The organism is Gynuella sunshinyii YC6258 (assembly GCF_000940805.1).
GTDB classification, from domain to species: domain Bacteria; phylum Pseudomonadota; class Gammaproteobacteria; order Pseudomonadales; family Natronospirillaceae; genus Gynuella; species Gynuella sunshinyii.
The window spans coordinates 5006139-5033112 of sequence record NZ_CP007142.1; the positions used below are offsets into that span (position 1 = coordinate 5006139).

Here is a 26974-nt window from a genome sequence, read left to right on the forward strand (position 1 = left end):
CGAGGGATTGACCGCCATGGAAATTCAGTTTTTCCAACACTTGAATAAAAGATGAAGCATGACAAGAAAAGGCTATTAACCCGACAATACCCTATAGAAACAATCAGGTACTTTCCTTTGTGGAGCAGAAGGTATCGAAACTGGAAGTTCATGAATTTTAATAGTTCAGATTATGAGTTTGAGATCAGCGTTGATCTGTCATCCCTTTTTGATCAAAGGCCCAAATAACTTACCAATATGACGGGACGAGAAACCTTTTGCTCAAACAGACATTAAGAGGCGAATCGTTTGAATCAGGAGGCCATTGCAATAGGCTGGAGATAAATGTTACAGACACTTCGTGGGTGCTGAGTGTTTACCAATCATGACGACAGAGAAACCAAAAGCAGCCATCTGGCTGCTTTGTTTATATGGGAACTGATTATTTCAGGGTTGGATAATCATTTTCAGAGCCGAAGTCCCAGACATTGCTGCTCCACCCTGTGTAGATAGGCATCTCACAATCACTATCACCACCTTTTTTCGGACATTTCAGGTCTTCACTGGTATAGCCTTCACCTTTCGCGCTTTTTTTCAAACCGCTGGTACTGGTGTCCCAGTAACTGCTTCTAACATTTACCTGTTGCCAGAAATACTCACCTTCCTGGACTTCACCAATCAATCCACCGACATTGGTCTGTCCTGCTACCGGACCAGTTGCGTAGGTATAGGAAATACCAAAATAAGCCTCGTCACTGTAAAGCCGTGCAAAGCCAATCAATCCTCCAACCTGATCGTCACCACGCACACCGGTCCAGGAATAAGCATTACTGATCGCCAGGTCAGCATATCCAGATACTGCGGAACCAATCAGACCACCCACCGCCTGTTTACTTCGGGTGTAACCTGTTGCTGATACAGCGGAAACCCCGACACTGGCATAATCACCGGCCTCCAAGTGACCAATCAAACCACCTGCATTTTTTTCTCTGGCCATCACGATACCATTTGCCTCGCTATCCGAGATTGACAGAGTGTTCTCAAAACCACTGCCATAGGCCATGCCAATCAACCCACCGATACTATTATCACCACTCACGATAGCGTCTGCCTGACTTCTTTCCAGATAGACATCAGAACTGATACCCGGACCACCAGTATTATTGCTGGCCAGGAAACCGACAAGGCCACCAACCTTTGAATTTCCACTCGCTTGGCCCGTGACGCGATTATCTGTCAGCGTTACCGTTGTAGTAGAATCAACACCACCAATACCAGCACCACTGTAGCCAACCATCCCACCGGTGTAATCGGCTCCGACTGCCAGAATATTCGTGGTGTTGTTAAATAAATGGACCTGCGCGCCATATCGGGCATAAAGGTGCCCGACCATGCCTCCTACATATTTTTCACCGGAAACCACACCACTGACAGCGCAACCAGATACAATGACATCTTCATTTTCATAGTTATTCTCAATCGCTCCGACAATACCGCCAACTTTGTTATTGCCATATACGATGGCACGCTGCAGTACCAGATTAGTAACCCCTGCGCCTTTGTAGGGCTGGCTACTGATCACACCAAACAAGCCAACATGATCTTCTTCCACACGATCGATAAACAGATTACTGATGCTATGTCCATTGCCATCAAACACCGCAGCAAACGGATCAAGTTCGCTGCCAATAGGCTCCCAGCCATAACCGTCATTCCAGAAAGGACCCTGAGCAGCTAACGGATTAGCACTATTACTGCCAAAGTCGAGATCATTGACCAGCTCATAACCAATACAACCTGAGACCGGACAACCGGTATCTATGCTGTTGCCGTCAACATCTATGAAGCTGGTGCCAATCAGGTTGTAACGAATTTGATTGAGTTCTTCAATCGTGGAAATCTCAATCAACCCATTGTCATTGATATCAACATCATTTAGGTCAACTGCCTGAGTCAGAGGGGCCGCCAGAGTAGTACCTAGTAATAAGACCATTCCAGGGGGTTGTTTTATGAGACTATTTATCAGAGTAGGTTTCATTTTGACGTTCCTTCATTTATTTATAATTAAATACAAAAAACTTGAACCATCCTTCGACTGCATTTCTGAATTTGGCCAATTAAAAACCAAAATAGTCGCTGTATACGTTCATTTATCCAGCAACCTCGTAAAATAAAATTGATCACCAGCTAATTGTCGACTAGCCCTCCAAAGAGTCATTTCCACCCCAAAATCGGGTAATGGAACTTGCGTACCGGTTCTTTCCAGCATGAACCTGAGGATTACCCATGCCAAATATCTGTGGCATGATTTTCATCATGCTTTCATTCTTTTCCAGCTACCATTACTTATAATCCGCAAATCTTCACCACATCCTATTAGAGCAGTACTGCATATGTTGGAAAACCTGGTCACTCATTACGGCTATCTGGCCTTACTACTGGGAACATTTCTCGAAGGAGAAGCAATTTTAGTCATTGGCGGCCTGATGGCTCATCAGGGATATCTGTCTCTCCCATGGGTTATGACAGTCGCCCTGATTGGCTCATTTGCCGGCGATCAGTTTTACTTCTATCTCGGTCGAAAAAAAGGTCGCTCGCTAATCAAATCACCCTCCATGCAGTCCAAGCTGGAAAAAGTATTCAGGTTGATCCAAAAGCATGAAAACTGGCTCATCGTTGGTTTTCGCTTTATTTACGGCATCCGAACCATCACACCGATCGCACTCGGATTATCCAGAGTCTCTTATCTGAAGTACTCGGTGCTGAACTTCCTGGGAGCACTGGTCTGGTCCATAGTGATTACTCTGGTCGGTTACAGTTTCGGTCATCTGGCCGAACGTTTAATGGGCGATCTGAAAAAATATGAAGAGATCATTTTGATCATTGTCCTTACCGTCTTCATCGGTGGCTTACTGGTTCATTGGCAACTGAAGCGCCGCAGCCGTTGATCACTCGGGCAACCATTACACTGGTAATGGCTGCCGTTATGAGCAGAGTTTACTTCAACGTTGGGTACGCTGTGTCAGAACCAAAGTCCCAGGTACTGTTGCTCCAGCCGCTATAAACAGTGGTGGCACAATTGCTGTCTCCCGCTGTCTGTGGACACTGCATTTCCACCGTGCTCAATCCGGTACCACCCGCACTCAGGGTTTGTCCGGTCGTGTTACTGTCCCAATAACTACTGCCAACTCCAATCGCGCTGCTGTACGGGTCATCAGGATCATAACCATCCTGACTCAAACCAATCAGCCCCCCGGTATTGGCGGAACCTGATACTGCCCCACTGGCATAAGTTCTGAAGACACTAACATATGCGGCCTCACCTTCGGCATAAGCGAAACCTATCAAACCTCCCACCTGAGTGACGCCATCGACATCTCCCTGGGCGTATGAATCATGAACGGCAAGACTGACCCAATCCACAGCTTGTGTGAAACCTATAAGTCCACCCACGTTATAGATTCCATCAACATTACCGGTAGCGGAAACTTTGGATATATTGGTAATGGTTTCATTATCTACCGAAACTTTTCCAACAAGACCTCCAGCATTGCCATTCAGTGCTCTGACCTTGCCATTGGCTTGAGTCTTTTCAAAAGTCATATAACTTTCATATCCATAACCATAGGTCGATCCAACTGCTCCACCGACACTATCGTCGCCATATATGTCCATGTCGGCGGTGTTGTCTGAAACGATGATGCTACCCTCATATCCCTCGTAATAAATTTTTCCAACCAACCCTCCAACATAAAAATCCCCACTGGTCAGCCCCTGCGCATAGTTGTTATACACACCAATCGCTCCCAGTGCGGCAACACTGGCATAACCAATCACGCCACCAACATAGTTTTCTCCTTCTAGAGTGGTATTGGTATAGCTGTCACCAATATCGACATAACCATCCCACGAGGAATGCACTCGTCCCAATAGTCCGCCAACGAATTTTTCTCCCTTAATTGAACCGGTCACAGAGCAATCGTCGATGATCACAGTGTTAGTATCAGCATATGAGGCCAGTTGAATACGCCCCAATAATCCTCCTACCTGATCTGCACCAGTAACAGAGGTCAATGCGCCATTCAAATGGACCCTTTTTATAGTGACACTGCTTTTTACCACCCCAAAAAAACCGACATCATTTTCATAGGGTCGATTGATATATAAATTCTTAATGGAATAACCATTACCTTCGAAATTGGCACTGAAGGGAGCACTGTCATTACCAATGGGAATCCAGCCCTCACCTAAATTCCAGAAACCGGTTTCGTCGTGCAATACACCGTCTCCATCGGTATCAAAGTCAAGATCATTGGCCAGTTCATAACCGTTGCAACCGTTAATTGGACAACCGGTGTCATTGGTAATACCACTGGCATCCGTATAACCGGTACCACTCAGGTTGTAGCGAATTTGATCCAGCTCTGTGAGGGTTTCGATTTCAATCAGCCCGTCATCGTCCAGATCGACATCTGAAGCATCGACGGCTTGTGCACTGGTTACCGTCAGTGTAGAAATGACCGCACATAAAGTAACAAAATTAATGCGGATGAATGGAGTCTTTGGCAAGACGTATTTCATGATCACTCTCCTTCCTTAGCAATTTGGATGTATCAATAATTATTTTAAGCCGTCCTTCGACTTCAAAATCTGAAATTGGCCAATAGCAAACCAGAAAACATGATTCCTAGACATCTTGCGCGCTGCACTATAAAGCCGATCAAACGAAAAAGTAAATGCCTGACAATTGGTTTGCCCGGAAACTTAAAAAAAAAAGACAAAATTTTACGAATGGTGTTAATTTTTCCGACAAGTTCAATAAACAAATTTAAAGTTACCACAGTCTCAATATAAGTGGATGTTCTAACCCTCATTTATCCGTCGCCTTCCGCTGCCAGTAATCTCAATGCCACACCAGCGGCAGAGGTACGATTTTCCACCCCAAGTTTGGGAAAAATCTGTTCCAGGTGTTTATTGACAGTACGTGGACTGACCGCAAGTATTTCACCGGTTTCACGATTGGTTTTACCGTTAGCAATCCAATACAGAACCTCAGCTTCTCTCAGGGTCAGGTTAAGGAATTTTTTGAGTAGCTCTGCGCCGCTGAGGCGCTTTCCATCCAACAGCTTTAACAGCCAAAGTCCGTTACTCTGACGGCCAATAATGCGTACCGATAACGGATACACAATCCCCTGCAAGGATAATTGCAAACCAGCCGGCGGCTCATGCTCCAGCCAACGCCTTAATTGTCCGGCAAATTCATTTTGTTGTCTGGATTCAGTCACAGCGGCCTTTGCGAGCAGGGCGTATGACTCTGGAGTTGCCCAGTGGATCTGCCCCTGTCCGGTAACCGTCAACAAATGCTGACCGGTACTGTCCAGGGCATGACGGGCACTGCTGGTCAGTCGCGCATTGTTAAGGTGAACCTTCATGCGGGCAATCAGCTCGTTGGGCTCGATAGGTTTGACAAGATAATCGACACCACCGCATTCGAGTCCTCTGACAATATCATCGGTCTCGGACAACCCAGTCATAAACAGCACAGGTACTGAGGCTAATGACGCATCTGACTTCAGTTGACGACAGGTTTCAAAACCATCCATATTCGGCATGATTGCGTCCATTAAAATGATGTCCGGTTTGATCCGCTGGGCAATTTTTATGGCCTGTCTGCCTTCCAGTGCCACCAAAATGTCCATATTAAGAGGTTCGAGTGCTTCATTGATCAGACTCAGCGCATCCGCAGAGTCATCGACAACCAGCACAACATCATTACGGGCAACTTCATTCATACATTACTCCAGAGTTCTGATCAGCTGTTCGAACTGAAAATGTGCGCTCAACTGTTCCAGGTGACGTTGCAGTTCGACAGGAACCAGAGCATTTTCCGCCATTTCAGCCAGGACCTGATTGACACCCTTTGGGTATCCCAGCTCAGCATAGGACTTGAGCTGACGAATCAGCTCGCTATCTGGAATCACTATCTCGTCCGGAATCATACCTGTCACTGCTGGATTGGGTTGTTCTTCTCTGGTATCTGTCTGATATATCCACTCCAATGCCAGACACTCAGCAATTTTATCCAACAGTTCCGTGGTGCCAATCGGCTTGACCAGATAAGCATCATATAACCGCTTACCGGCTTCAGCCACAGAGGGAATCCTGGCATTGGCAGATAACATGATAACGGGTGCGGCAATACTGCGGTTGCGCAGTATACCGGCCAATTCCAGTCCATCGACAGCCGGCATCGAAACATCGAGAATAAACAAATCCGGAATCAGCTGCTCCAGCATGGTCAAACAACTGCTGGCATTATGCGCTTCCAGGATAGTGAAACCGAAGGGCATCAATAAATCAGACAAAAAACCACGCACGACCGGATCATCATCCACCAGACAGATACATCGCCGCCGGCCACGATACCCCTGAATGACACGGCGGGCGGGCTCTACTGTCTGGGCGTTAAGCCATGGCAACATCAGGCTGACTTTAAAACAGCTGCCCTTTCCAGGTTCACTCTCAAGCTGGACATCACCGCCCATAATATCGGTCAGTAATTTCACAATCGTCAACCCCAGCCCGGTACCCGGAACATTAGGGGTCTCGATATTCCGTATCCGCTCGAAAGGTTCAAATATGCGCTGCTGTTGCTCCGGTGAAATACCAGGACCACTATCAACGATGGAAAACTCCGCCACCTGGTTGCGATAATGAATGTCGAAGACAACCTGACCCTGAGTGGTGTATTTGATGGCGTTGGATAACAAATTAATGAGAATCTGACGGAGACGTTTTTCGTCCGTTTTTACCAGAGTGGGTAACGGATTGTGAATCCGGCAGACAAAACCGATCTGCTTACTGCTGGCCTGCATCGCAAACATATGTTCGAGCTGCTCAATTAATTCCGGCAGCGCCACCTGCGATAGATTCAGATCCAATCGGCCGGCCTCTATTTTGGAAATATCCAGTAATCCCTCAATCAGGTCAGCCAGATAACGACCACTGCGCTGGATAATTTTAAGCCCCTGTTGATGTCCTATCGGGGTATCTTTTTTGTCAGCCAGTAACTGCGCATATCCCAGAATGGATTGTAATGGGGTTCTTAATTCATGACTGATACCAGTCAAATAACGGCTTTTTGCCATACTAGCCTGCTCCGCCAGCTCCTTGGCCTGCTGCAATGCCCTGTCGGTTTTTTCATGGGCCTGAATTTCACGGGTCAGTTTTTGGGTCTGACGATTGGACTCCTGCTGGGCAACGAGACGGCTTTCATGAGCCAGTAAAAACAACCAGCTGACGACACCGGTCACGATCATCATCACCACAAACAATATCCAGATCATTTGCTGCAGTAACTGTGCAGCTTGTGGCGTATCGGGCTGCATATGCCGGTAAATGACGGCTAGTACAGAAATGTTCAGCAGGTTCACAACGATCAGCAGACCGGCAAAACGCCCCAGCCGGGAGTTCAGCCATCGTACTGCGGTTGCCGGCAGAAACAGTTCCAGAAAATCCACCATTTGATGGGAGATCCGAGCGTGCGGTTTACAACTATCCAGACAACGAACATCCAGAGAACAACATAACGAGCAGATAGGTTGTGCATAAACAGAACAAAAACTCATGTCTTCAGATTCAAATTCATTCTGACAGATGCCGCAGGTAATCACACAGCCAATATCCGGTTCGGCTGGCGATGATGTTGACCGAATGATGGGTATCAACTCCGGAGACTGGCGAGCCAGATAGTAGCGCCCTTGTGTCAGCCAGGCGATTAACGGAACACAAATAAAGCACACTCCGAGGCTGGCGAAATGACACAACTGTTTTGCTATCTCGCCAAAAACACCAAGGTAGCAGATCATGCCGGTCAGGGTTGCCAGAAGCATGGAGCCGGTACCAACAGGATTAATATCGTATAAGTGCGCTCGTTTGAACTCGACGGTGGCCGGACTCAGCCCCAGAGGTTTGTTGATCAACAGATCTGCTGACAATGATCCCAACCAACTGACCGCCACAATGGCAAACACTCCCAGAATAGCCTCCAATGCCCGATACATCCCCAGTTCCATCAACAGCAGTGACAATGCAACATTGAATACCAGCCAGACCACCCGACCGGGATGACTGTGCGTCAGACGGGAAAAAAAGTTAGACCAGGCAATCGAGCCGGCGTAGGCGTTAGTCAGGTTGATCTTCATTTGCGAGATGATCACCATCAGCGCGGCCAGTACCAGCGCACCATATTCGGAGTGGATCAGATATCCGAAAACCTGCTGATACATGCGGGTTGGATCACTGGCTTCGGCCAATGTTGCTCCCTGGCTCACCGCCAGATAAGCCAAAAATGATCCTAACAACATTTTTATCATCCCAACCAATACCCAACCGGGTCCGGCCAGAATCAGCCAGAACCACCAGCGGCGACGATTCTTGAGGGTTTTGGCTGGCATAAAACGCAGATAGTCAACCTGCTCGCCAATCTGCGCAACCATGGCAAAGAACACCGAAGCCGCAGCACCAAACAACAGAATATCAAAATGATCACTGCCCGGAGTCTGCACCGGAGCAAAATCAGCCCAGTCATCCAGACTATTCCAGTCAAAGATCACCGTGACTGCCAAAGCGGAACATTGCAATATCAACCACAGCCCTTGTGTACCGATCTGAAACCGGCTGATAGCAGAAATGCCTTTCATAACGATGGGAATCACTGCCACCGCACAGAGAAAATAACCGACGGCCAATGGAATACCGAACAATGCCTGCAATGCAGACGCGAGTATGGCCGCTTCTATCGCAAAAAAGATAAATGTAAAAGAAGCATAGATCAGTGAGGTAATTGTTGATCCCAGATAACCGAATCCCGCTCCGCGGGTCAGCAAATCGATATCCAGCCCGTGTTTGGCGGAATAATAAGTGATCGGAAAGCCGGTTATAAAAAACAGCAGACAAACCACTACCATGGCAATCACTGTGTTGATAAACCCATAACTCAGAGTCACCGTAGCCGCGATTCCTTCAAGCGCCAGAAACGCAGTGGCCCCCAACGCAGTGCTCCCCACCCGTTCGATGCTCATGTGCCTTCCTTTGCGGGCGGTAAAACGCAGAGCAAAATCTTCCAGCGTCTGATTAGCGACCCACTGATTATAATGGCGCCGTACTTTCAGAATTTTTTGTGATGAGGGAAAGTATTCTTCTGTTGTCATGAACGGTTGCCATATCACCAATTTAGTGCATATCGGCATCCAAGCCCACTCGGAAAACGCACAAGGAAGAGGCGGCGATCCATCAAATATCGCCCCGGGTTTAGAGATATGAGCTTACAGCAGTGTTTATGCCACTGCTGTCAGAGAGACTTGCATCGGATTTGAAAAAAGCGTTTGTTCACACGACATTATGATGGGCGGGCGAATTTTTTCCGTGCCTGATCGACCAGCGTCCGGCTCATGCAGCCGGTCGCGTGATCGTTGACCAGTCCCATGGCCTGCATAAATGAATAAACAGTTGTCGGGCCAACAAACTTCCAACCCATTTTTTTGAGGGTCTTTGACAAAACCACGGATTCAGGGGATTGAGATACTGTCTGCGGCTCTGGCAAATCGTTCTCGGCCGGCTCATAGCGCCAAAAGAAAGCCGCCAGCGAACCTTCCTGCTGCACCAATTCCCGGGCACATTTCGCGTTATTGATGACAGCTTCGATTTTGCCACGATGGCGAACAATGCCCTCATCCTGCAACAACCGGTCGATATCTTTTTCGGTAAATCGGGCAACTTTATTAAAGTCGAATCCGGAAAATGCCTGACGGAAATTTTCCCGTTTCGCTAAGATCGTCCGCCAACTGAGACCGGACTGAAAACTTTCCAGGCACAGTTTTTCAAACAGCCGCTGATCATCAGCAACGGGAAATCCCCACTCCTGATCATGATATGGCAAAAATTCATCCGGTGCAGCACTGCACCAACGACAACGCTTATGGCCGTCCGGCCCGGTAAACAACTCACTCATAATATTTGACTCATCAGAATTGGCTGACGTCAGGAGCACACTTCTCAGACTTGATACAATCATCCTGGCCCCCCCTCATCCGGTCATTGTGACAAAACAGACCCGAAAAAACACGGCTTTTAAAGCCATGTCTGACTATGATTGAGGGCCATTGTCACCATTAGCACGGTAAAAATTGATTGGTTCATGTCCATTTCTGCATCAAGGCTCTACATCAACAGATGTCAGTCACTACAAAGAGGTATATTTGATGTCTATTACCTTATCAGGATACAGAGCCTGATTGATGCTGTGATAAAACCGCTCGGCAGATGGCGTGGTGGAAAAAGTCAGTAGCGGTGCCAAACTCATAAAGCCATATCGAACATAAACCCCAATTCCATCAAGATATTCGTCAGGTAAAGGCTCTCCGGGTATTACGTATGTAAACCGCTTATTACGATAGTTTCTTCGTAAAACAATGCCTTTTAATTTGGCTGGTTCGATGGGTTTTGAATTAATAGAAATCGTTTTGGTATTCAGGTTAATCAAAATTTTTCGTGTAGTATCATAAGCAATAGCTGCCAAAAACAGTGATATTATGCACAAAAATATAAAAGCCATTACCAACACAGACAGCAAAGTAATGCTCCTTAAGTTTAAGATGAAATAACACACCAACATTAATAGCAGAGTGAAAATTGTTAAAACAATGCTGTGTTGTTTTATACGGCTGTAACGGTCAACGATCGACTGGCTAAATGAGAATTCAAACGTTTGTGTATCCTCATCTACCGAATATTTGCAAGAGGCCAAGATATCGTGTTCCAGGTCTTTGATAACATTTAAAACATCCAAAACTTTATTGTCCATTAGCAGCCTGCTCGAAAAGAAATCCCATTGTTCTGTTATCTTATTTATTGACAGCAATACTATGCATAAATCGGAATCTTTCAATGGCCAGATTCTCAGAACCTGACACATCACTTGACGACGTGTGTGATGATTCAGAACGGCTGTCTTTTGAGGCGCGGGCTTGTACGGGAGATAACACAGATTCAGAGCTCTGACCCTTTATAAGAAATGGTCGAGGTCAACGCAGTTACAAGAAGTGTTGTCGACCGTGTACAGCGGCAAGCGGTCGCCACACGATCATAAACAATCCCCTCTGAATAATGACTCACCTTGCCAATGATTCCGAGGGGCTCTTAATTAGCGGATCAGTAGAGTCGCGTGCTGTCGGTTGAGTTCCTGAAGCAGCTCTTCACGGGCAAACATGCCAGCATAGATTTTGTCATCCTCATCCTGAGTATTGGTACAACCATATCCCAGCAGTTTATATGCAACTCCGAGATCTCCACGGGAAATCGCAGTCTTAAACGCATTATGCCCATGTACATCACGGATATTAGGATCTGCGCCGGCATCCAGCAAAACCTGAACCGCTTCCTCACTGCCGTAATACACCGCGATCATTAATGCGGTATGGCCTTCATTGTCGACATCGTTGATCGGGTATCCATAATCAAAAAATGTCCAGAGCATTTCCACATCGTTGTCACGAGCGGCAATAAAAAAATACTGCTGTAATTTCTCGTCAGCATGAAACATTGCCTGCATTTCGTCTGATATCAGACCTTCTGCCCGGATCAATCCACTGGCGAAGAACACGACGCTTAGTATCATATATTTCATAACATTGCCTTTGCGCGGTATCAGAGCAGGCAGGTGGAGTGTTCTTTCATGGATCCTGCCGGCATGGTTGTGAATAACTGGATTATCATTTCTCGCTAAATCTAAACGCCAGACAGATATATCGGAATACGAAAAAAGTATGGATGATTCTCCCGGCTCAGTACATTTTAAAAAACTGAACATCAGTTTCTATTTTTTCAAATGCGGTTATAAGACTGGAAACAAACGGCTGAAAATCACCCTTTGTCCTGGTTCCAATGACTGAAGGGAATTAGAAACTGACGGATAGTTAGTTTGTAGGTGCCAGTTACGGCACTCACGATCGAATGAAGTCAGCTATCAAAACGCTTTTAACTGATATGATCCGGAGGTACCCGCCAGGGTGGATGCCAACCAGGGGAGCAGGGTCTGTAATTGTTGCTCAAGCACATAGGGCGGGTTAAGTACGATCATGCCGCTACCGGTCATACCATAGCCCGATTGATCCGCTTCGATGCTCAACTCAGCATACAACCCGGGTACTCCCATCCGGGTGATTTTGCCGTGTAATGCGTCGATACGCTGACGATCAACAATCGGATACCACAGCAGGTAAACACCGCTGCCAAAGCGCTTACAGGCTTTTTCCAGTGTACTGCATACCAGGTCATAGTCCCGCTTGATCTCGTATGGCGGATCAATGAGGACCAGCGCCCGCCGCTCTTTCGGGGGCACAATGGAAATCAGCCCCTGATAACCATCCGTGCCGAGCACGCGGATACGCCGGTCACCTTCCATCAATTGTTTTAACTGATGCAGATCGGTTGGGTGCAGTTCATGGAGCATCATCCGCTGGCCCGCCGTAAGCATGGCCTGCGCAATCATGGGCGAGCCGGGATATAAATGCTCATGCTGATCACTCACCGACCTGATCAGGGCCACAAAGTCACTGATCATCGGCGGCAGATTTTCTGCATCGTACAGTTTCTGAATACCGGTGAGGTATTCTTTGTTCTGTTGCGAATGTTTCTGATTCAGCTGATACATGCCAGCACCGGCATGGGTATCAACATAAACCAGTGGCTTATCCTTTCGGGTCAGATACCCGGCAACCAGATACAACGTCAGGTGTTTGAGAATGTCGGCATGATTTCCAGCGTGAAAGGAATGACGATAACTTAACACTCAGGCTCCCGTTTTTTATTCAGTGTCTTGTTCAAAATACGACTGGTTTCAATGCCGCATCCCGACAGGATAATTTCAATCATCATCTCAGTCGCCAGATCGAACTCTGTCTGATCCATCTCGCGCCCGAGTACTTTGCTGGTCTGGGCCGAAAAATCCGCATAATGCTGTGTCGCACCCCAAATCAGAAATAACAGATGGTGAGGATCGATGGCTTTCATCCGCCCTTGTTCAATCCAGCTCTGGATCACCTTTGCCCGTTGATTGGTCCAGTCAGCATGAGTCTGTTTCAAATACTGGGACAAATACGGGGCACCATGAATGATCTCGCTGGCATAAATTTTTGAAGCTTTTGGATAAAGGCGGGAAAGCTCCATTTTGGAACGGATATAATTAGCGATGGCCTCGGCGGGATCATCGTCCGCAGTTACATGGTCAAAGGATGAATTCCATAGATCAAGGATTCCGGCCAGTACTTCATAATAGAGATCGGATTTGCGCTTGAAGTAGTACAGCACATTGGCTTTCGGCAATCCGGCCTTATCCGCAACTGCCTGTATCGTCGCACCTTTGTAGCCATGGGAGACAAATTCATCTTCTGCGGCACGGATGATGGCCTCTATATTCTGACGCCGGATGCGGCTGTCCTTCTTACTTTTTGTGCTTGTTGTGCTTGCGTTTAGTGCAACCCCATCTTGCTTTTTTTTCATAGGTTTCTTATCCACCTCAGAGGTATGATGCCTGCGCTCTTGATGGTCATTGTGACAATAACTCCAAAACAGGAATCATCCAAAGCTGTCCCTGGTTATCCGCTGATCAGGCAATTCTCCAGTCAACCCTGGTGACACGATGCCGGTCAGGCTGGTGACTGGTAAACATTCCCAGGTACTGAACCCGGTTTGCAGATGATCCAATGTTCTGGATAAGCCTTCAGCGTGAAAACAGTTTGATGCTCAGCGATTCCGTAACCAGCCGACAGCATACTGACAAATAACCAAGATGCACAGAGATGACATGAAAAACATAGACATACAGAACCTGCGCAGTGATCAACTGCAAATCAGTCACTGGCATATTGAAGCCGGTCAGCACTGGTGTCTGTTGGGAACAACCGGTTCCGGCAAAAGCCAGTTGGCACGAATACTTGAACAGGATGACGAGATAGCGTTTCAGGCGGATGCATTACAGCTGCCGGAATCCTGTGTCTGTGTCGGTTTCGAAGCACAAATGGCACAGCTGGAAGCTGAGCTGTACGATGACGATACCGATTTTATGGACCAGCTGGACTACGGTCATACCGGTCGTGAGATTCTGGCCGGAACCGGTGCCGATGAATGCGACATTGACGAGCTGATACATCAGTTCGGCATCGAATATCTGATGGATCGTGGTTTTCGGGTCTTGTCTTCAGGGGAAACCCGCAAGCTGCTGATCGCCAGAGCCATGCTGACCAATCCTCAGCTGCTGATTCTGGATGAGCCATTTGAAGGACTGGATCGCCAGTCCTGTACACAACTGACGGAATTTCTGGCCATCCTGAAAGACCGGCAGGCCATCATGATTTTCGCCAGCCAGCTGCAGGATATTCAGGCATGGCATACTCACGTGGCGGTACTGCATCAGGGACATCTGCTGTTACAGGGCGAAAAACCATCGGTTCTGACCGATGATACGATTCAGCGATTGTTCCATTTTGATTCCAGCCAGTTGCCTGAGCTACCACCGGCACTGACACCGGCCGCCCGTTTTGACCCGATACTCAGCATGGAAAACAGCCGTGTTCAATACGGCGACACAATCCAGTTTGAACATCTCAACTGGTGCCTGCGACCCGGCCAGCACACCCTGATTTCCGGTCCGAATGGCGCGGGCAAGTCCACACTGCTGCAACTGATTACCGGTGATCATCCGCAATGCTTTAACAATGGCCTGACCGTTTTCGGCTATCGTCGCGGCAGCGGCGAAAGCATCTGGGATATCAAGAAACATATCGGTCTGGTATCCGGCTCACTGCATCAGGACTACCGCGTTCCCGGCAATGCCATCAGTGTCACTGCGTCCGGATTCCATGACAGCATCGGTCTGTACCGGCCGGTATCAGCCAAAGAAAAGAATATTTCCGTACAGTGGTTGTCCATCGTCGGGCTGGCAGACAGAGCCAATCACCCGTTCCGCAGTCTGTCTTGGGGAGAGCAACGGTTGGTACTGATCGCCCGCGCACTGGTCAAACATCCGCCGCTGCTGATTCTGGATGAGCCCACCCTGGGACTCGACGACCAGAACCGCTTCATGGTTTTGGCCTGTCTGGAGCGTATTGCGCAGCTGAACACTTCTACCGTTCTGTTTGTCAGTCACCGTCAGGACGAACAATTACCGGTCTTCAACACGCATCTGCAGTTTGTCGCCAATGATGGTCCGGCTCTGTATCGCATCGTGCAAAACCAAGTCGACAGTGAAACGGCAGACATATAAACGAATGAGCAAATGATGTTCGTCACGTCAAACCAGCCAGCCTGACACCAGGCTGGCTGTGGCCTGTGTTTACTTCAGATTCATACAATTAGCATAATAACTGACTGTGGCCGGCCAGTCGGAAAAGACACCCACGACTCCAACCTGCTGAGCCAGCACATCCAACAGTTCATAGGCCATCCCGTCTGTTCCGGTTATGTCAGCGATAGACTGATAATACCACCCGCCGCCACTGCCCAACGGACCCGAACGCTCCAGTGTCCAGGTAATAATCTTAAGCCCGGCGGCACGGGCTTCTCTGGCATAGGCCGATGGTACGATCCGGCCGTTCTCGGCAGTCACCAGCATCCACAATGGCGGGGCAATGTAGTTAACCCCCATATCCTTCAATGCCTGCATCGATGGGTGAAGGGTGTCGGGATTCATCGGATCAAACCCTTCCTCGCTGTCCCTGCCATCCAGATAGACAGCCTGCTTACCGAATTCCGGTTCGTTTTTGATCCAGTAGAGAATGTCATCGAGATTGAATGACTGGGCATAGACATCCTCTGGCGCCACCCCGGCATCTTTGTATTCATCGATCATCTTCTGGGCATATTGCTGCTGAGTGAAACCGTTAAACGGCATGTCTACCGATGGCGCTTTCAGTTCAGGGGTGAATTTCACCCCAAGAGTTTTAAACAGGCGAATGGATTCGGCGTGAGTCATCAGGGTCCCGGCGCTGCTGGCATACAGATCTGTGCGCCAGTTTGGGGTAGCGTTCATGTATTGTTCCAGGCTGGTGGCCGTGCTATCCGCTGCATCCATCTTGCCTTTCAGGGAGTTAAATTCTGCCAGTGTGATATCACTGGTACGGCATTCCGCGCTGGCTTTTTCACCCGCGCCCGCCGGTGAGAATGGCTGCGTGCATTTAGCCGCCAGATCAGTCGCCAGAATATTGGTGGTGGTATGCAGATCCGCCTGACTGTGACGGCAGACCAGTTGCTGATCGGCAGTGAAGGTTACATCACATTCAATAATCCCAGCTCCCATTCTGGCAGCCGCCAGATAAGACTCACGGGTATGCTCAGGAAACATCATCGCTGCGCCACGATGACCGATGGAAAACAGAGTAGGCTTAAAGTCGCGATCAGAACAGGACAGCAGTTTTTCCTTCAATGGGCTGTTCTGCATTTGCTGTATCAAAAAATAAGGCCGGGGTCCGAGTTCGACGACGGCAGCAACGGTTTGTCCGGCAACTATCGAAATGGCCGTTAACCATAACGTCCTGGATAAAAATTTCATGGCTGATCCTTTGTCAGTTTTTTTAGTCGGAAGCCATAGAGTTAACGGAAATTGATTGCAGTATCGTGAAACAGAGATCAGGAGGAAATAAGGGAAGAAACGATACCGGCCCCGAACGGGACCGGCAGAATAAATCACTTAGTGATGATGATGACCACCCGGTCCATGGGCATGGCCGTGGTGTATTTCTTCATCCGTGGCATCACGTACATCAGTCACCTCGACATCGAAGTTCATTTTCTTTCCGGCATAGGGGTGATTGGCATCCAGATCCACAGTCTTCAAACCCACTTTCAGGACTGTCACATCACGCAGACCGTCGCGGGTATTCAGTTCGACAACCATTCCGGGCACCAGTTTGCCCTTGGTGGCAATATGCTTGCGCGGTACCCTGACCGGATCGGCCTGCTGAACTTCACCAAACGCCTCTGCCGGCTCCAGTTCGACACTGAACTGATCACCGACCTCACGACCTTCAAGTGCTTTTTCCAGTCCGATCAGCAACTGACCATATCCGTGCAGATATAACAATGCTTCGGACTCACGGGTATCTTCCAATACTTCATCACGACCCACTTCCGTCATTTTGAAGTGAAATGACACAACTTTATTTTTTTCTACTTTCATATGAACCTCTGTCGATGACACAGTCCGACTCATGGGGACTTAACAGTGTCATACAGTGAAATGCGCCGGGTTTGATGCTGTACCGGGCATGGAAATTCCAGTGCCACGGCCGCCAGCTTCATCCCTTCGCGGTTTTTATTGCCCTTGCCATATTTGGGATCACCCATGACCGGATACCCATAATCGGCAAAATGGCGTCTAATCTGATGCTTGCGTCCGGTATCTATCCAGACGTCGACCTTACTGGAATTGTTTTCCGGCGTGTATTTTACGAATTTGAACCGGGTCAGCGCATCTTTTCCATCAATCTGAGAACTGATAGTGCCTTCGGCGGCTTTTTGGCTGAGATCTCCCAGCACTTCGATACGATATTGTTTATGGATCAGGGAGTCTTGAAACAGCCGATTGAAATACGCCGCCGCTTTGCGGCTATGGGCAATGATGATCAGGCCGCTGGCCTCGCGGTCAAGACGATGCACGAGATACACCTCCCGTTTGGGATTAAACACCAGTTCAACCTGACGCAGCAGTGACGTGTGATCGCCCCATTCATTTCCCTGACTGAGCATACCGGCCGGTTTATGCCATACCGTGTATTGAACGTCGTCGCTCATCAAGGTGGGTTTGGGCGGGCGGATCGACAGCAGCTGCTCGTCGTAATACAGCTCCAGAATATCGCCGACCTTGAGGTCACTCATGGCTCTGCGTAAGCGTTTTTTGGGAGCAGAACCCCGCTGGAGCCAGACGGCTCCTTTGTTCATTACGTCCTTCAGACGCGACTTGGAAAGGTTGACATTGTCCACCAGAAATTCGATGGCGATCAGGGGATCGCCAAGCTCCACTTCCAGTGCAACATCCAATTTCAATGATTCTTGCATCAATAGACTTCTTTATTTAAGACCTTTAAATGTGTCTTTCAATTTGTCAGCAGCTTTCTGTTTTGCTTTCTCCGCTTCTTTGTCAGCAGCAGCCTTGGCTTTCTCTTCTGCTTCCCGTTTTTGCCGGGCGGTGAAATCTTCCAGTTTCTGCTTTAACAAATCATCCAGTTGACCGGAAACCTGGTTCAGGTCCGTCAGTTGTACATCATATTCACTCAGTTGTTTGTTCACCGGCGCGAGGGCCGTATTGGCCTGTTGCTGCAGGCGGTTTTTGAGATCAGCCGTCAATGCCTGCTGCTGTTCCTTGAGTTGCGCGGTTATGGCCGATCCAATCTGTTCATCCAGGCTGGAATCAATCTCGGTTTTCAGATCATTCAGTTTTCCTTTGCCAGTGACCACCAGATCAAACTGATGAATCCGCGCCAGTGCCTGTCCCAACTGTTTGTTAACCTGACCCTTGCCTTCGGTGCTGAAGGTCGCCTTGTCAAACTGGCTGGTCAGATTCAAATCGATCAACCCGCGCACAACGCTGACCTGACCATCCAGGGTGACAGAACCGGCCTTAAGATCCAGTTTCATATCGTCGCTGTCGAGCAGCTTTTTATCCTTCAGCGCCAATCCTGACCAGTCCAGCTCATAGCGCTGCTCTCCCGGAATCATTTCACCGGTTATGACCATGGCCTTCACACCGGTATCACGGCTGTCAGACATAGCGATATTCAACGTTGCCGGACGTTGGAGAGCACGATACTGACTGCTGAAATCCTGCAACTGAATATCAAACTGATGCGTTCCCTTCAGAGCTTCCAGACGGGCATGCTGGAGCCAGAATGCAGGATCGGGATTGTTCGAGGGAAAGATCACATCACGACCTTTGAGGCGCTCTGGCTTCACATCGGCGTCCTCTCCGTCTGATTTGGGAATAAACGGTTCAACCCGTTGATACCAGAGTTTCGCGGTGTCGAGATACGACAGAATTTGCGGCCCCAGAATAAATTCACTGATGTTACGCAGATTGAAATTGCCCAGACTGTATTTTTCCGACAGACGATCCAGATCTTCACCAGGTGCCGCTTTCAGTTCAGTCACAGCACTGTTCAGGTTTTTGATGCTGCTGTTCACTATGGCCACCGAACTCTCAACCTTCTTGCGATCCTCCCGGATAGACTTCTGCAACTGTTCAAACTGTTGCTTGCCTTTTTGAAAATCCTCAAGGGTTTTGAAGCGGGTATTGGCCAGCTCTTTGATCTGCCTGCTGTACTCTGCCAGTGCCTGTTGATTGGGAATACTTTTGAGTCCGGCCTCAACATCTGTACGACTCTGTGCCGCAACCGTCTGCAACTGTTCAGCCTTTTTCAGGGTGATCAGTTGCTGTTTTTCCTGTTCAAGAATCTCTGCCGGAGTCGGTATCGCATCAACTTTGTCCTGTACGATTTCGCGACCTTTAGCCACCAGATCAGACTCCTGTTTCGAATCCGGTGCCGTTTTCGTTTTCAATGGCTGCCAGGGTTGTGAGCGTGGCTGATCGAATACCATGCCGGAAACAGACAAATCAGCAACCACCACCTTCCCGCGCAGCAGTTTCCAGAACTGTACCTGGGCAAACGCCTTGTCGATATACACGGCATCCTGGTTGAAATCGTCGGCATCCGGTAACTGTAATCCGGAAAAATGGAAACCCAGCGGCTCAATGGAAAATGAAGCATCGGCCACAGTCACCGGTAAACCGGTCAGGGAACGCCCGGTTGATTCCACCATCATACGGGCAACGGTACCGGCAAACAGGTACCATCCCCCCACAAACAAAACTAACAATACGACAAAGCCAATGAGACCTGGCCAGCGGATAATCTTTTTCATGGCAGGTCTCCTTACTCTGAAATACGTTTATAGGCAGCAAACAGTTTGCTGGCCTTGATGAGCTGAATAACTCTGAGCTTGTTTACCCAGGCCAGTGCATGCAGGCGATACTGCACCACCAGAATTCTGATGGCGACCACCACCGGCACAAATGCAATCAGAGCGGTCACCAGTGATCCCATCACCAGGGTGTTGTTAAAACGGGTGAAGCGCCAGAAATCACTCTGGTACAGGCTGGTCCATAGGGGCTGAAGGCTGCCATGGGTCAGCACATTCTCACCCACCTGCAGCATGGATTGATCAGCCAGATAGGCAATACCGGAAAAAAACGCGACACTCAGCCAGAAGCTGGCCAGATGTGTCCGCAATACCAACGCCAACAACAGAATAAGCAGATTGTGAAAGGTCCAGAATGGGGTCAGCCCCATGATCATGCCCAGGCCAATGGCAAACGCAATCGACCAAGGGCCGGCGTTGGAGTTCAACGCCTTAATAAAATCCAGAATAGTGTTAATCATAATAGTTATTCGCTATTTTTCCGTTAACTTATTAACTACATGAGCCGCAGCAACAAAACCAAATGTACCTGTTACCATGGTTGCCGCACCAAAACCTCCGGAACAATCCAGTCGGGTGCTGCTGTCAGAAGGGGATCGAACGGCACAAACGGAGCCGTCAGGCTGAGGATACTTCAAAGCTTCCATAGAAAATACGCACGGCACCCCAAATTTTTTCTTCGGATCACGACTGAAGCCGTAGTCTTTACGCAGAATCTGTCTGACTTTCTTGGCCAGCGGATCCTGCAGCGTGCGGGAAAGATCGGTAATCTGTATCTTGAGCGGATCAATCTGCCCGCCCGCCCCACCAGTGGTTATGATGGGAATTTTTTGACGAACACAATAATTGATCAGTGCCGCTTTGGGTTTGACACTATCAATGGCATCCACCACAAAATCCCATTGCCGGGAGACTATCGTGGCGACATTTTCCGGAGTCAGAAAGTCCTCGATAGTGGTCACTTCGCACAGCGGGTTAATGGCTTTGATCCGGCTCGCCATGCTGGCCACTTTCATTTTTCCAATCTCGCCCCCCAAAGCATGAATCTGACGGTTGGTATTGGTCACACAGATATCATCGAGATCCACCAGCACCAGATGACCGATGCCGGTACGAGCCAGCGCTTCTGCCACCCAACTACCGACACCACCAATACCAATAACGGCAACGGTTGCATTTGCCAGTGCCTGCAGGCCGGCGGCGCTATACAAGCGGCCGGTACCACCAAAACGATCAAGGTATTCAGGATGCTGGGAAACCATCAGCGTCGGCTTATTGTTCAGATCAGTCGTCATAGCTCACTCGGGCCTGACCGGCATTCCATGACAGGCTCACCATTAAATGAAAGAGGGATAATTAAAAACGGCCGCCGATTATACGATGGAGTGAGATGAAAATCCTATGGAATAAGGTGTGATCCGGCAGGCCTGCATTAGTCAACAGTCAAACTGGCTCCGTCAGGGGGCTACCTGAACATTCCAGTCAAACATCGGCAGAATGGTATAAAACGCTTTGTTTTTAAGAGATCTGGAAAATCCTGCCGTTGATCGACAGGATTTTCACTGCTGGCGTGTCAGTGAGTCAGATGATCCATGATGTCTTCTTCCAGATCCAGTGCGTCCGATTCAGTAATACCAAGAAGATCGTATACCCGGAACTTGCACACCGACCATTCCGTTATTTCCTGAAAGCGCCGGTTTTTATTGATGATATTCTCTGACAACTTCAACGCGGCATAATAGTACTGATCCGCAGAACCGGTAATTTTGTCCAGAAAGTGAACATCATGATGATTCAAAATCACGTGACACACTTCTTTAGGCAGTCCCCAGGCATTGGCCAGATAGTAGCCGACTATTGCATGGTTTGAATGGTATTTGCGGTTTTCCAGGTCCACCAGCAGCTCATCGCCGGAATTGGCTTCAATCAGAACTTCCCGATAATCCGGATAGCGGATGGCAAATGCCGGGATACCGCAGTCACAGAACAGACCCAACGTGTATAGGTTGTCGATCACCACCCGCTCTTTTAACAAATGCGAAATGAAGTTCATGCTGTTGGCAATATCACCGGCGGTATCCCAGAACCGCTCCATTGAAATACAGGATTTCTGAACGTAGGATTGCCGCAACAATGCCCCGGTCATAACAGCCTTTATCACCTGTATTCCCAACAACATGACTGCCTGCCGAATATCTCCGATTGAGGCAGACATACCATAAAATGGCGAGTTAATCGTCTTGAGAATCAGTGATGACAAGCCGACATCACTGGAAATCAGCTTGGCCACATCAGCAACGTTAACCTCGTCTCCGGCCAGAAGATTTTCCAGGTTGATAAGAATTTCAGGCTTGGCAGGAATCACAAACCCTTTGGTTGCTATCGCGAGGGCATTTTCTTCAGCAGTTATCATTTCAGCGGTTGCCATGTAAACCTTTTCCTATATGCCAGAGTAAAAACACCCCATCAATATAGGAAAAAAAATGACTTTCATCACAATATTCATGTGTCATTTTGCAATACAGCTGCAGACAGGTTCGACACCAAAATGACGCCTTCTCAAAGTCTCTGCGTCTGCCTTGAGGGCAGTCTAAGTGGGTACCCATGATGAGCTATTGATTCCAGGAGCTGTCACGGTTCTGCAAACAAAACATGCTAGCCTGTTGATTTTGGAATTCGTCAATCGACAATGATGAACAAATTTTTTGTCATGCTTTTGGGGATACTGCCCTTCCTGTTCTGCACATTCCAGTCTGCTGCCGGCACGGAGTCTGGTCAGTCTGACCATGCTGGCAATATAGATGGACCTTCGGTGCTGAGCCACCATTGTATGACCTGTCATACACAACATGGCGCATGGGCAAAGCTCAAGACCGATCAGGATTGGGTGGATAGCGGCTTGATATCTGTTGATGACCAGGGAAAGGGTGATCCGGCAATGTCAGAAATTGTAATCAAGAGCCGACAAAACCCTTACAACAATGCGGGAAATATGCCACTGGTGGAGAACGGTTACGGCACTAATGAACTGAATATTGTCATTGAATGGATTGAAAGTATCCGGACTAAACCGACAGCACCTTGAAGTTCAGTTTTTTCAGCGCTGCGGGCACAGCATGGCGCAGTTGTCCGGGGGTAATGCGATAACGACTGACGAGTAACACCCGATTCAGATAACCTTCTGTCTGCAGTTGCAGATAAAACAGTCGTTCGGTCCGCCACTGGGACATATTAGCCAACCATTCCCGCATATCTCTGACAGCCGTGAAGTTCATGATCAGCAGCCCATGGGGACTCAAATGGTCCAGCAATGCGTTGGACCAGTGTCGGGAGTATTCCACACCTCGTACCGGTTCCCCCTGCAGATGACCGTAGACATCCTCTATCACAATATCCCATTGCTGTGATTGCTGCGGTAACCACTGCAACGCATCTGCATGATGTAAGCGCACGTTTTCCTTCTCAATCCTGAAAAACTCACGGGCAACATGCAGATGACTGGCCTCGATCTCAACAGCATCAATGGATTCCGGTGCAAACCAGTGGTTTAGAGGATGAATCACTGAGCCGCCTCCCAATCCGAGCAGCAGTACCTGATTCAATTGTTCGGGAGGCAGAAAGAATGCCGGCAGATACAGCAGATCCCATAGTCCACCAAGACTCAAACGCCCAGGATTGTATTGACTGTGGAACACTCCATCACTGTAGAGTCGCAGGGTTTTTCCGGCACTGCGGACTTCGTAACGATGACCATCTTTTTGTTGAAACCAGAGCAGAGCCATAATGCTCAGTGCAGAGCCGGAAACTGATATTCCAATAATGCCCGCGCATCTTTCAGCAGTTTGTCGCGATACTGCACCTCTATTTTATTCCGGGCCAGATCCTGTTTCATTCGTTCATTTTTGGGAAGTTGCTGGCGCATCTGATGGGTATCGAAGTCCTTGACCATCTCATACATTTCTTCAATGTTGGCAAACCGCTGACGCTCTTCTTCACTGAGATACAGGTTGTCCAATAATACTTTGAGACGAATGGCGGCTTCAGACTCATTCATTTCACCGGCCACCAGTGTTCTGGCAATCACAGTAATACTTTCGATCAGCTCCTCACGCTGTTTGCGCCTGCGCTCAAGCTGCACAGCGGTCTGCTGACGGACTTGTTCACGCTGCCGAAATACGCGACGCCACATGATCGCTGCCACGGCAGTCAGTACCAGAATCGTTATCACCGCGAGTACAGTCAACGTGATAGTCAGGGTAGTCATAAATCTGTCCTCTCTTCGCGCAATAGCTCTCTGGCTTCATCACTGGTTACCACATTGCACGTTTCGGTTAGTGGATCAAACACGATATATACCTGCTTGTTCTGAAGCTGCTGGCGAACCTGATCAACTTTCTCCGCGAGTGTGTAATCAATGTCAAATTGATCAGCCCCTTCCTGAACCACAAATGCCTCAAGCAGAGCAGTCAAAGTCTCGGCTGGCAACGCTTCGTAGGGGATGATCATGATGCGGCATACCTGAAACTGACATCATGTTCCCATTCACAACGTACGCTCAATGCGGCGTCTCCAGGACGATGATGGGAGCCTGTCGCATCCCAGTTAAATGTATGTTTGCCGTTCAACTCGGTTTCCAGATGAACGGTGGCAGATACCCAATACATCTGGGTCAAAAGCAGTTCAAACTTGGACATCCAGCGTTCCCATTCATATTCAACAGCCTTGTAGGACGCCGCAAAATGGATCACCTGCGTCTGGTATGTTCCGCTCAGCAGTTCATCAGATGGCAACGAAAACATACTGGTCAACAACGCAGGCTGCATATCCACTTCACCAAGTTCCAGTATGGCGTTGCAGTTGGTCAACCGAAACCTCGCCAATTCATGGGAACTGCTGCTGGGTACATCACGAATAACCCCGTAAACGATTGATTCCTGATCCACCTCAATTCTCCAGCGTTTTTAAATAATCCATAAATTCAGCTTCATCCATGACCGGAATATTCAGTTCATTGGCTTTTTTCAGCTTTGATCCGGCACCCGGACCGGCAACCACCCGGGTGGTTTTTTTGGACACACTGCCAGCCACCTTGGCACCCAAAGCCAGCAACCGCTCAGAAGCTTCATCCCGGCTCAGGGCTTCAAGTTTACCGGTAACCACCCAGGTCTGACCGGCCAGTACAGCATCAGTACTGTCCTGCTGCTGTACTGGCCACTGAATACCCAGATCCAGCAACGCCTGAACTTCGTCACGATTGTGGGTTTCTGCGAAGAATGCTGCCACATTTCTGGCGGCTACAGGACCCACATCGTCCACTCCCTGCAGATCTTCTTCCGAGGCATGCATCAGTTCATTGAGATCAGCAAAATGGTTGGCAAGATTACGGGCGGTTGTTTCCCCAACTTCACGAATACCCAGGGAAAACAAGAACCGTGGCAATGTTGTTTGTTTGCTGTGTTCAAGGGCTTCCAACAGATTGTTAGCCGACTTTTCCGCCATACGCTCAAGATTCACCAGTTGCTCAAACGTCAGCCGGAACAGATCGGAGAAGTGGTTAACCAGCTTAAGATCCACCAACGTATCGATCAACTTGTCACCGAGGCCTTCAATGTCCATGGCCTTGCGCGAGACAAAATGTTTCAGCCCCTCTTTACGCTGGGCATCACAGAACAAACCGGCGGTACAACGCAGTGCCGCTTCGCCCTCGACCCTTAACACGTCCGAACCACAGACCGGGCAGGCCGTCGGAATCTCTATCACCTGGCGCTCATCGTCATCAGCCTGATGAGCCACTTTCACAATCTGCGGAATCACATCACCGGCCCGGCGGATAATCACCTGATCATTGATGGCCAAACCAAGACGGGTGATTTCGTCGAGATTGTGGAGCGTGGCATTGCTGACGGTCACTCCCCCCACGAAAACCGGCTCAAGCCGCGCTACTGGAGTGATGGCACCAGTCCTGCCTACCTGATAGTCCACTGCCAGAAGACGGGTCTGCTCTTCCTGTGCCGGGAATTTATGCGCGATCGCCCAGCGTGGTGCCCGGGACACAAATCCCAATCGCTTTTGCAGAGCCATGTCGTCGATCTTGAACACGACACCATCGATGTCGTAATCCAGTCCATCGCGCTTATTCAGCATCTGTTGAAAATAATCCAGGCAACCATCCACCCCCGTTACCTGACGCATTTCGGAATTGATTTTGAGTCCCCATTGCTGCAGCTGTTTCAACAGTGCGTACTGGCTGTCCGGTACGGTTCCCTGTTCGACCCGACCAACGGAATAACAACAGAACTCCAGCGGCCGTTGCGCAGTAATCCGGGAATCCAGCTGACGCAACGCACCCGATGCAGCATTACGGGGGTTCATATAGGTTTTTTCTTCGTTGCTGCGAAACCGCTCATTCATGGCTTCAAAACCTGAACGGGTCATGTAGACTTCACCGCGCACTTCCAAAATAGCCGGATAACCATTTCCCCGAAGGCGCAAAGGGATATTACGAATGGCTTTGGCATTGGCGGTAATGTTTTCTCCCGTGGTGCCATCACCCCGGGTGGCAGCGCGCACCAGCACACCATTTTCATACAACAGACTGATGGCCAAACCATCAAGCTTGGGCTCACAACAGAACTCAAAATCATCCTGCTGACGCAGACGATCCTGTATCCGGCGCACGAAATCATGCATATCCTGTTCACCGAAAGCGTTGTCGAGGGACAACATCGGCACTTCATGGACCACCGTTTCAAAACCATCGGCCGGCTGGCCACTGACTCGCTGAGACGGAGAATCAGGTGTGACCCACTCGGGGTGCTCAGACTCAATCTTCCGAAGCTGTTGCATCAGACGATCATATTCGGCATCGGTCACGGTGGATTCATTGAGCACATAATATTCATAGTTATGACGCTCAATCATTTGACGCAGCTGTTGAAGCTGCTGATAGTCGGCTTGATTCATATTG

Annotated in this window: 24 protein-coding genes; 3 read left to right on the top strand and 21 right to left on the bottom strand. The window is 48.8% G+C overall.

Annotated elements, in window-relative coordinates:
* Positions 1–421: 421 nt before the first annotated feature.
* On the bottom strand, positions 422–2017 hold the full coding sequence (locus YC6258_RS20905; RefSeq protein WP_044618642.1) for a hypothetical protein: 1596 nt from the start codon (positions 2015–2017) through the stop codon (positions 422–424).
* A 355-nt stretch (positions 2018–2372) separates the two neighbouring features.
* Between YC6258_RS20905 and YC6258_RS20910 the strand changes: the two genes are divergently transcribed.
* Positions 2373–2927 carry a DedA family protein gene (locus YC6258_RS20910; RefSeq protein ID WP_044620262.1) on the top strand — a complete coding sequence of 185 codons (555 nt, stop codon included), beginning with the start codon at positions 2373–2375 and terminating at the stop codon, positions 2925–2927.
* 49 nt (positions 2928–2976) lie between these two features.
* Here YC6258_RS20910 and YC6258_RS20915 read toward each other — a convergent pair whose 3' ends face one another.
* From YC6258_RS20915 to YC6258_RS20955, 8 genes are all read right to left on the bottom strand, one after another.
* A complete protein-coding gene (locus YC6258_RS20915) occupies positions 2977–4560 on the bottom strand; it encodes a hypothetical protein (protein ID WP_044618643.1) in 1584 nt (527 codons plus the stop codon).
* 293 nt (positions 4561–4853) lie between these two features.
* A complete protein-coding gene (locus tag YC6258_RS20925; protein ID WP_044618645.1) occupies positions 4854–5771 on the bottom strand; it encodes a response regulator transcription factor in 918 nt (305 codons plus the stop codon).
* Between the two features lie 3 nt (positions 5772–5774).
* On the bottom strand, positions 5775–9191 hold the full coding sequence (locus tag YC6258_RS20930) for an ATP-binding protein (protein ID WP_044618646.1): 3417 nt from the start codon (positions 9189–9191) through the stop codon (positions 5775–5777).
* Positions 9192–9379: 188 nt separating this feature from the next.
* Positions 9380–9991: a DNA-3-methyladenine glycosylase I gene (locus YC6258_RS20935; protein ID WP_044620263.1), complete on the bottom strand. Its 612-nt coding sequence runs from the start codon at positions 9989–9991 to the stop codon at positions 9380–9382.
* Positions 9992–10222: 231 nt separating this feature from the next.
* On the bottom strand, positions 10223–10843 hold the full coding sequence (locus YC6258_RS20940; protein WP_044618647.1) for a hypothetical protein: 621 nt from the start codon (positions 10841–10843) through the stop codon (positions 10223–10225).
* Between the two features lie 339 nt (positions 10844–11182).
* Entirely contained in the window at positions 11183–11665 is a 483-nt protein-coding gene (locus YC6258_RS20945; RefSeq protein ID WP_052830454.1) for an ankyrin repeat domain-containing protein, read from the bottom strand.
* 339 nt (positions 11666–12004) lie between these two features.
* The gene (locus YC6258_RS20950) at positions 12005–12829 is read right to left on the bottom strand and encodes a 23S rRNA (adenine(2030)-N(6))-methyltransferase RlmJ (RefSeq protein WP_044618648.1); all 825 of its coding nucleotides are present in this window, start codon (positions 12827–12829) and stop codon (positions 12005–12007) included.
* Positions 12823–13539 (bottom strand): TetR/AcrR family transcriptional regulator, encoded by a 717-nt coding sequence (locus YC6258_RS20955; RefSeq protein WP_044618649.1) that lies wholly within the window; start codon positions 13537–13539, stop codon positions 12823–12825. The genes YC6258_RS20950 and YC6258_RS20955 overlap by 7 nt, the downstream gene beginning before the upstream one ends.
* 304 nt (positions 13540–13843) lie before the next feature.
* Here YC6258_RS20955 and YC6258_RS20960 point away from each other — a divergent pair, with 304 nt between their 5' ends.
* Entirely contained in the window at positions 13844–15301 is a 1458-nt protein-coding gene (locus YC6258_RS20960) for an ATP-binding cassette domain-containing protein (RefSeq protein WP_052830455.1), read from the top strand.
* A gap of 69 nt (positions 15302–15370) precedes the next feature.
* On the opposite strand, the gene YC6258_RS20965 is transcribed toward YC6258_RS20960, so the two are convergent.
* The 7 genes from YC6258_RS20965 to YC6258_RS20995 form a co-directional block, all read right to left on the bottom strand.
* Positions 15371–16585: a glycerophosphodiester phosphodiesterase family protein gene (locus YC6258_RS20965; protein ID WP_044618651.1), complete on the bottom strand. Its 1215-nt coding sequence runs from the start codon at positions 16583–16585 to the stop codon at positions 15371–15373.
* 138 nt (positions 16586–16723) lie between these two features.
* Positions 16724–17212, bottom strand: coding sequence for an FKBP-type peptidyl-prolyl cis-trans isomerase (locus tag YC6258_RS20970; RefSeq protein WP_044618652.1), 489 nt, complete (start codon positions 17210–17212; stop codon positions 16724–16726).
* 29 nt (positions 17213–17241) lie between these two features.
* Entirely contained in the window at positions 17242–18090 is an 849-nt protein-coding gene (locus tag YC6258_RS20975) for an RluA family pseudouridine synthase (RefSeq protein WP_044618653.1), read from the bottom strand.
* A 12-nt stretch (positions 18091–18102) separates the two neighbouring features.
* A complete protein-coding gene (locus YC6258_RS20980; protein ID WP_044618654.1) occupies positions 18103–19950 on the bottom strand; it encodes a TIGR03545 family protein in 1848 nt (615 codons plus the stop codon).
* 11 nt (positions 19951–19961) lie between these two features.
* Positions 19962–20468, bottom strand: a complete 507-nt coding sequence (locus YC6258_RS20985) for a TIGR03546 family protein (RefSeq protein WP_044618655.1) — start codon at positions 20466–20468, stop codon at positions 19962–19964.
* Positions 20469–20480: 12 nt separating this feature from the next.
* On the bottom strand, positions 20481–21302 hold the full coding sequence (gene tcdA / locus YC6258_RS20990; RefSeq protein ID WP_425402625.1) for a tRNA cyclic N6-threonylcarbamoyladenosine(37) synthase TcdA: 822 nt from the start codon (positions 21300–21302) through the stop codon (positions 20481–20483).
* Between the two features lie 278 nt (positions 21303–21580).
* The gene (locus YC6258_RS20995; RefSeq protein WP_052830456.1) at positions 21581–22435 is read right to left on the bottom strand and encodes an HDOD domain-containing protein; all 855 of its coding nucleotides are present in this window, start codon (positions 22433–22435) and stop codon (positions 21581–21583) included.
* Positions 22436–22696: 261 nt separating this feature from the next.
* Between YC6258_RS20995 and YC6258_RS21000 the strand changes: the two genes are divergently transcribed.
* A complete protein-coding gene (locus tag YC6258_RS21000; protein WP_044618656.1) occupies positions 22697–23092 on the top strand; it encodes a hypothetical protein in 396 nt (131 codons plus the stop codon).
* Here the strand turns inward: YC6258_RS21000 and YC6258_RS21005 are convergent.
* Genes YC6258_RS21005 through ligA form a run of 5 tightly spaced genes read right to left on the bottom strand, consistent with a single transcriptional unit; the run spans position 23073 to position 26970 of the window.
* Positions 23073–23789: a spermine/spermidine synthase domain-containing protein gene (locus YC6258_RS21005; protein ID WP_052830457.1), complete on the bottom strand. Its 717-nt coding sequence runs from the start codon at positions 23787–23789 to the stop codon at positions 23073–23075. The genes YC6258_RS21000 and YC6258_RS21005 overlap by 20 nt on opposite strands.
* Positions 23790–23794: 5 nt before the next feature.
* Positions 23795–24271 carry a DUF2489 domain-containing protein gene (locus YC6258_RS27615; RefSeq protein WP_052830458.1) on the bottom strand — a complete coding sequence of 159 codons (477 nt, stop codon included), beginning with the start codon at positions 24269–24271 and terminating at the stop codon, positions 23795–23797.
* Positions 24268–24513 (bottom strand): YheU family protein, encoded by a 246-nt coding sequence (locus YC6258_RS21015; RefSeq protein WP_044618657.1) that lies wholly within the window; start codon positions 24511–24513, stop codon positions 24268–24270. The genes YC6258_RS27615 and YC6258_RS21015 overlap by 4 nt, the downstream gene beginning before the upstream one ends.
* On the bottom strand, positions 24510–24950 hold the full coding sequence (locus tag YC6258_RS21020) for a hypothetical protein (RefSeq protein ID WP_044618658.1): 441 nt from the start codon (positions 24948–24950) through the stop codon (positions 24510–24512). The genes YC6258_RS21015 and YC6258_RS21020 overlap by 4 nt, the downstream gene beginning before the upstream one ends.
* A 1-nt stretch (position 24951) precedes the next feature.
* Positions 24952–26970: an NAD-dependent DNA ligase LigA gene (ligA, locus tag YC6258_RS21025; RefSeq protein ID WP_044620269.1), complete on the bottom strand. Its 2019-nt coding sequence runs from the start codon at positions 26968–26970 to the stop codon at positions 24952–24954.
* Between the last annotated feature and the right edge of the window lie 4 nt (positions 26971–26974).

Excerpts from the sequence above, each read along its gene's own strand:
- YC6258_RS20965 (WP_044618651.1), bottom strand. The coding sequence starts at position 16,585 with ATGAAATTTTTATCCAGGACGTTATGGTTAACGGCCATTTCGATAGTT.
- YC6258_RS21005 (WP_052830457.1), bottom strand. The coding sequence starts at position 23,789 with ATGGCTCTGCTCTGGTTTCAACAAAAAGATGGTCATCGTTACGAAGTC.
- YC6258_RS20980 (WP_044618654.1), bottom strand. The coding sequence starts at position 19,950 with ATGAAAAAGATTATCCGCTGGCCAGGTCTCATTGGCTTTGTCGTATTG.
- YC6258_RS21000 (WP_044618656.1), top strand. The coding sequence starts at position 22,697 with ATGATGAACAAATTTTTTGTCATGCTTTTGGGGATACTGCCCTTCCTG.
- YC6258_RS20935 (WP_044620263.1), bottom strand. The coding sequence starts at position 9,991 with ATGAGTGAGTTGTTTACCGGGCCGGACGGCCATAAGCGTTGTCGTTGG.
- YC6258_RS20905 (WP_044618642.1), bottom strand. The coding sequence starts at position 2,017 with ATGAAACCTACTCTGATAAATAGTCTCATAAAACAACCCCCTGGAATG.
- YC6258_RS21015 (WP_044618657.1), bottom strand. The coding sequence starts at position 24,513 with ATGATCATCCCCTACGAAGCGTTGCCAGCCGAGACTTTGACTGCTCTG.
- YC6258_RS20910 (WP_044620262.1), top strand. The coding sequence starts at position 2,373 with ATGTTGGAAAACCTGGTCACTCATTACGGCTATCTGGCCTTACTACTG.
- YC6258_RS20970 (WP_044618652.1), bottom strand. The coding sequence starts at position 17,212 with ATGAAAGTAGAAAAAAATAAAGTTGTGTCATTTCACTTCAAAATGACG.
- YC6258_RS27615 (WP_052830458.1), bottom strand. The coding sequence starts at position 24,271 with ATGACTACCCTGACTATCACGTTGACTGTACTCGCGGTGATAACGATT.
- YC6258_RS20975 (WP_044618653.1), bottom strand. The coding sequence starts at position 18,090 with ATGCAAGAATCATTGAAATTGGATGTTGCACTGGAAGTGGAGCTTGGC.
- tcdA (WP_425402625.1), bottom strand. The coding sequence starts at position 21,302 with ATGACGACTGATCTGAACAATAAGCCGACGCTGATGGTTTCCCAGCAT.
- YC6258_RS20960 (WP_052830455.1), top strand. The coding sequence starts at position 13,844 with ATGAAAAACATAGACATACAGAACCTGCGCAGTGATCAACTGCAAATC.
- YC6258_RS20925 (WP_044618645.1), bottom strand. The coding sequence starts at position 5,771 with ATGAATGAAGTTGCCCGTAATGATGTTGTGCTGGTTGTCGATGACTCT.
- YC6258_RS20985 (WP_044618655.1), bottom strand. The coding sequence starts at position 20,468 with ATGATTAACACTATTCTGGATTTTATTAAGGCGTTGAACTCCAACGCC.
- YC6258_RS20930 (WP_044618646.1), bottom strand. The coding sequence starts at position 9,191 with ATGACAACAGAAGAATACTTTCCCTCATCACAAAAAATTCTGAAAGTA.
- ligA (WP_044620269.1), bottom strand. The coding sequence starts at position 26,970 with ATGAATCAAGCCGACTATCAGCAGCTTCAACAGCTGCGTCAAATGATT.
- YC6258_RS20915 (WP_044618643.1), bottom strand. The coding sequence starts at position 4,560 with ATGAAATACGTCTTGCCAAAGACTCCATTCATCCGCATTAATTTTGTT.
- YC6258_RS20955 (WP_044618649.1), bottom strand. The coding sequence starts at position 13,539 with ATGAAAAAAAAGCAAGATGGGGTTGCACTAAACGCAAGCACAACAAGC.
- YC6258_RS20995 (WP_052830456.1), bottom strand. The coding sequence starts at position 22,435 with ATGGCAACCGCTGAAATGATAACTGCTGAAGAAAATGCCCTCGCGATA.
- YC6258_RS20945 (WP_052830454.1), bottom strand. The coding sequence starts at position 11,665 with ATGAAATATATGATACTAAGCGTCGTGTTCTTCGCCAGTGGATTGATC.
- YC6258_RS20940 (WP_044618647.1), bottom strand. The coding sequence starts at position 10,843 with ATGGACAATAAAGTTTTGGATGTTTTAAATGTTATCAAAGACCTGGAA.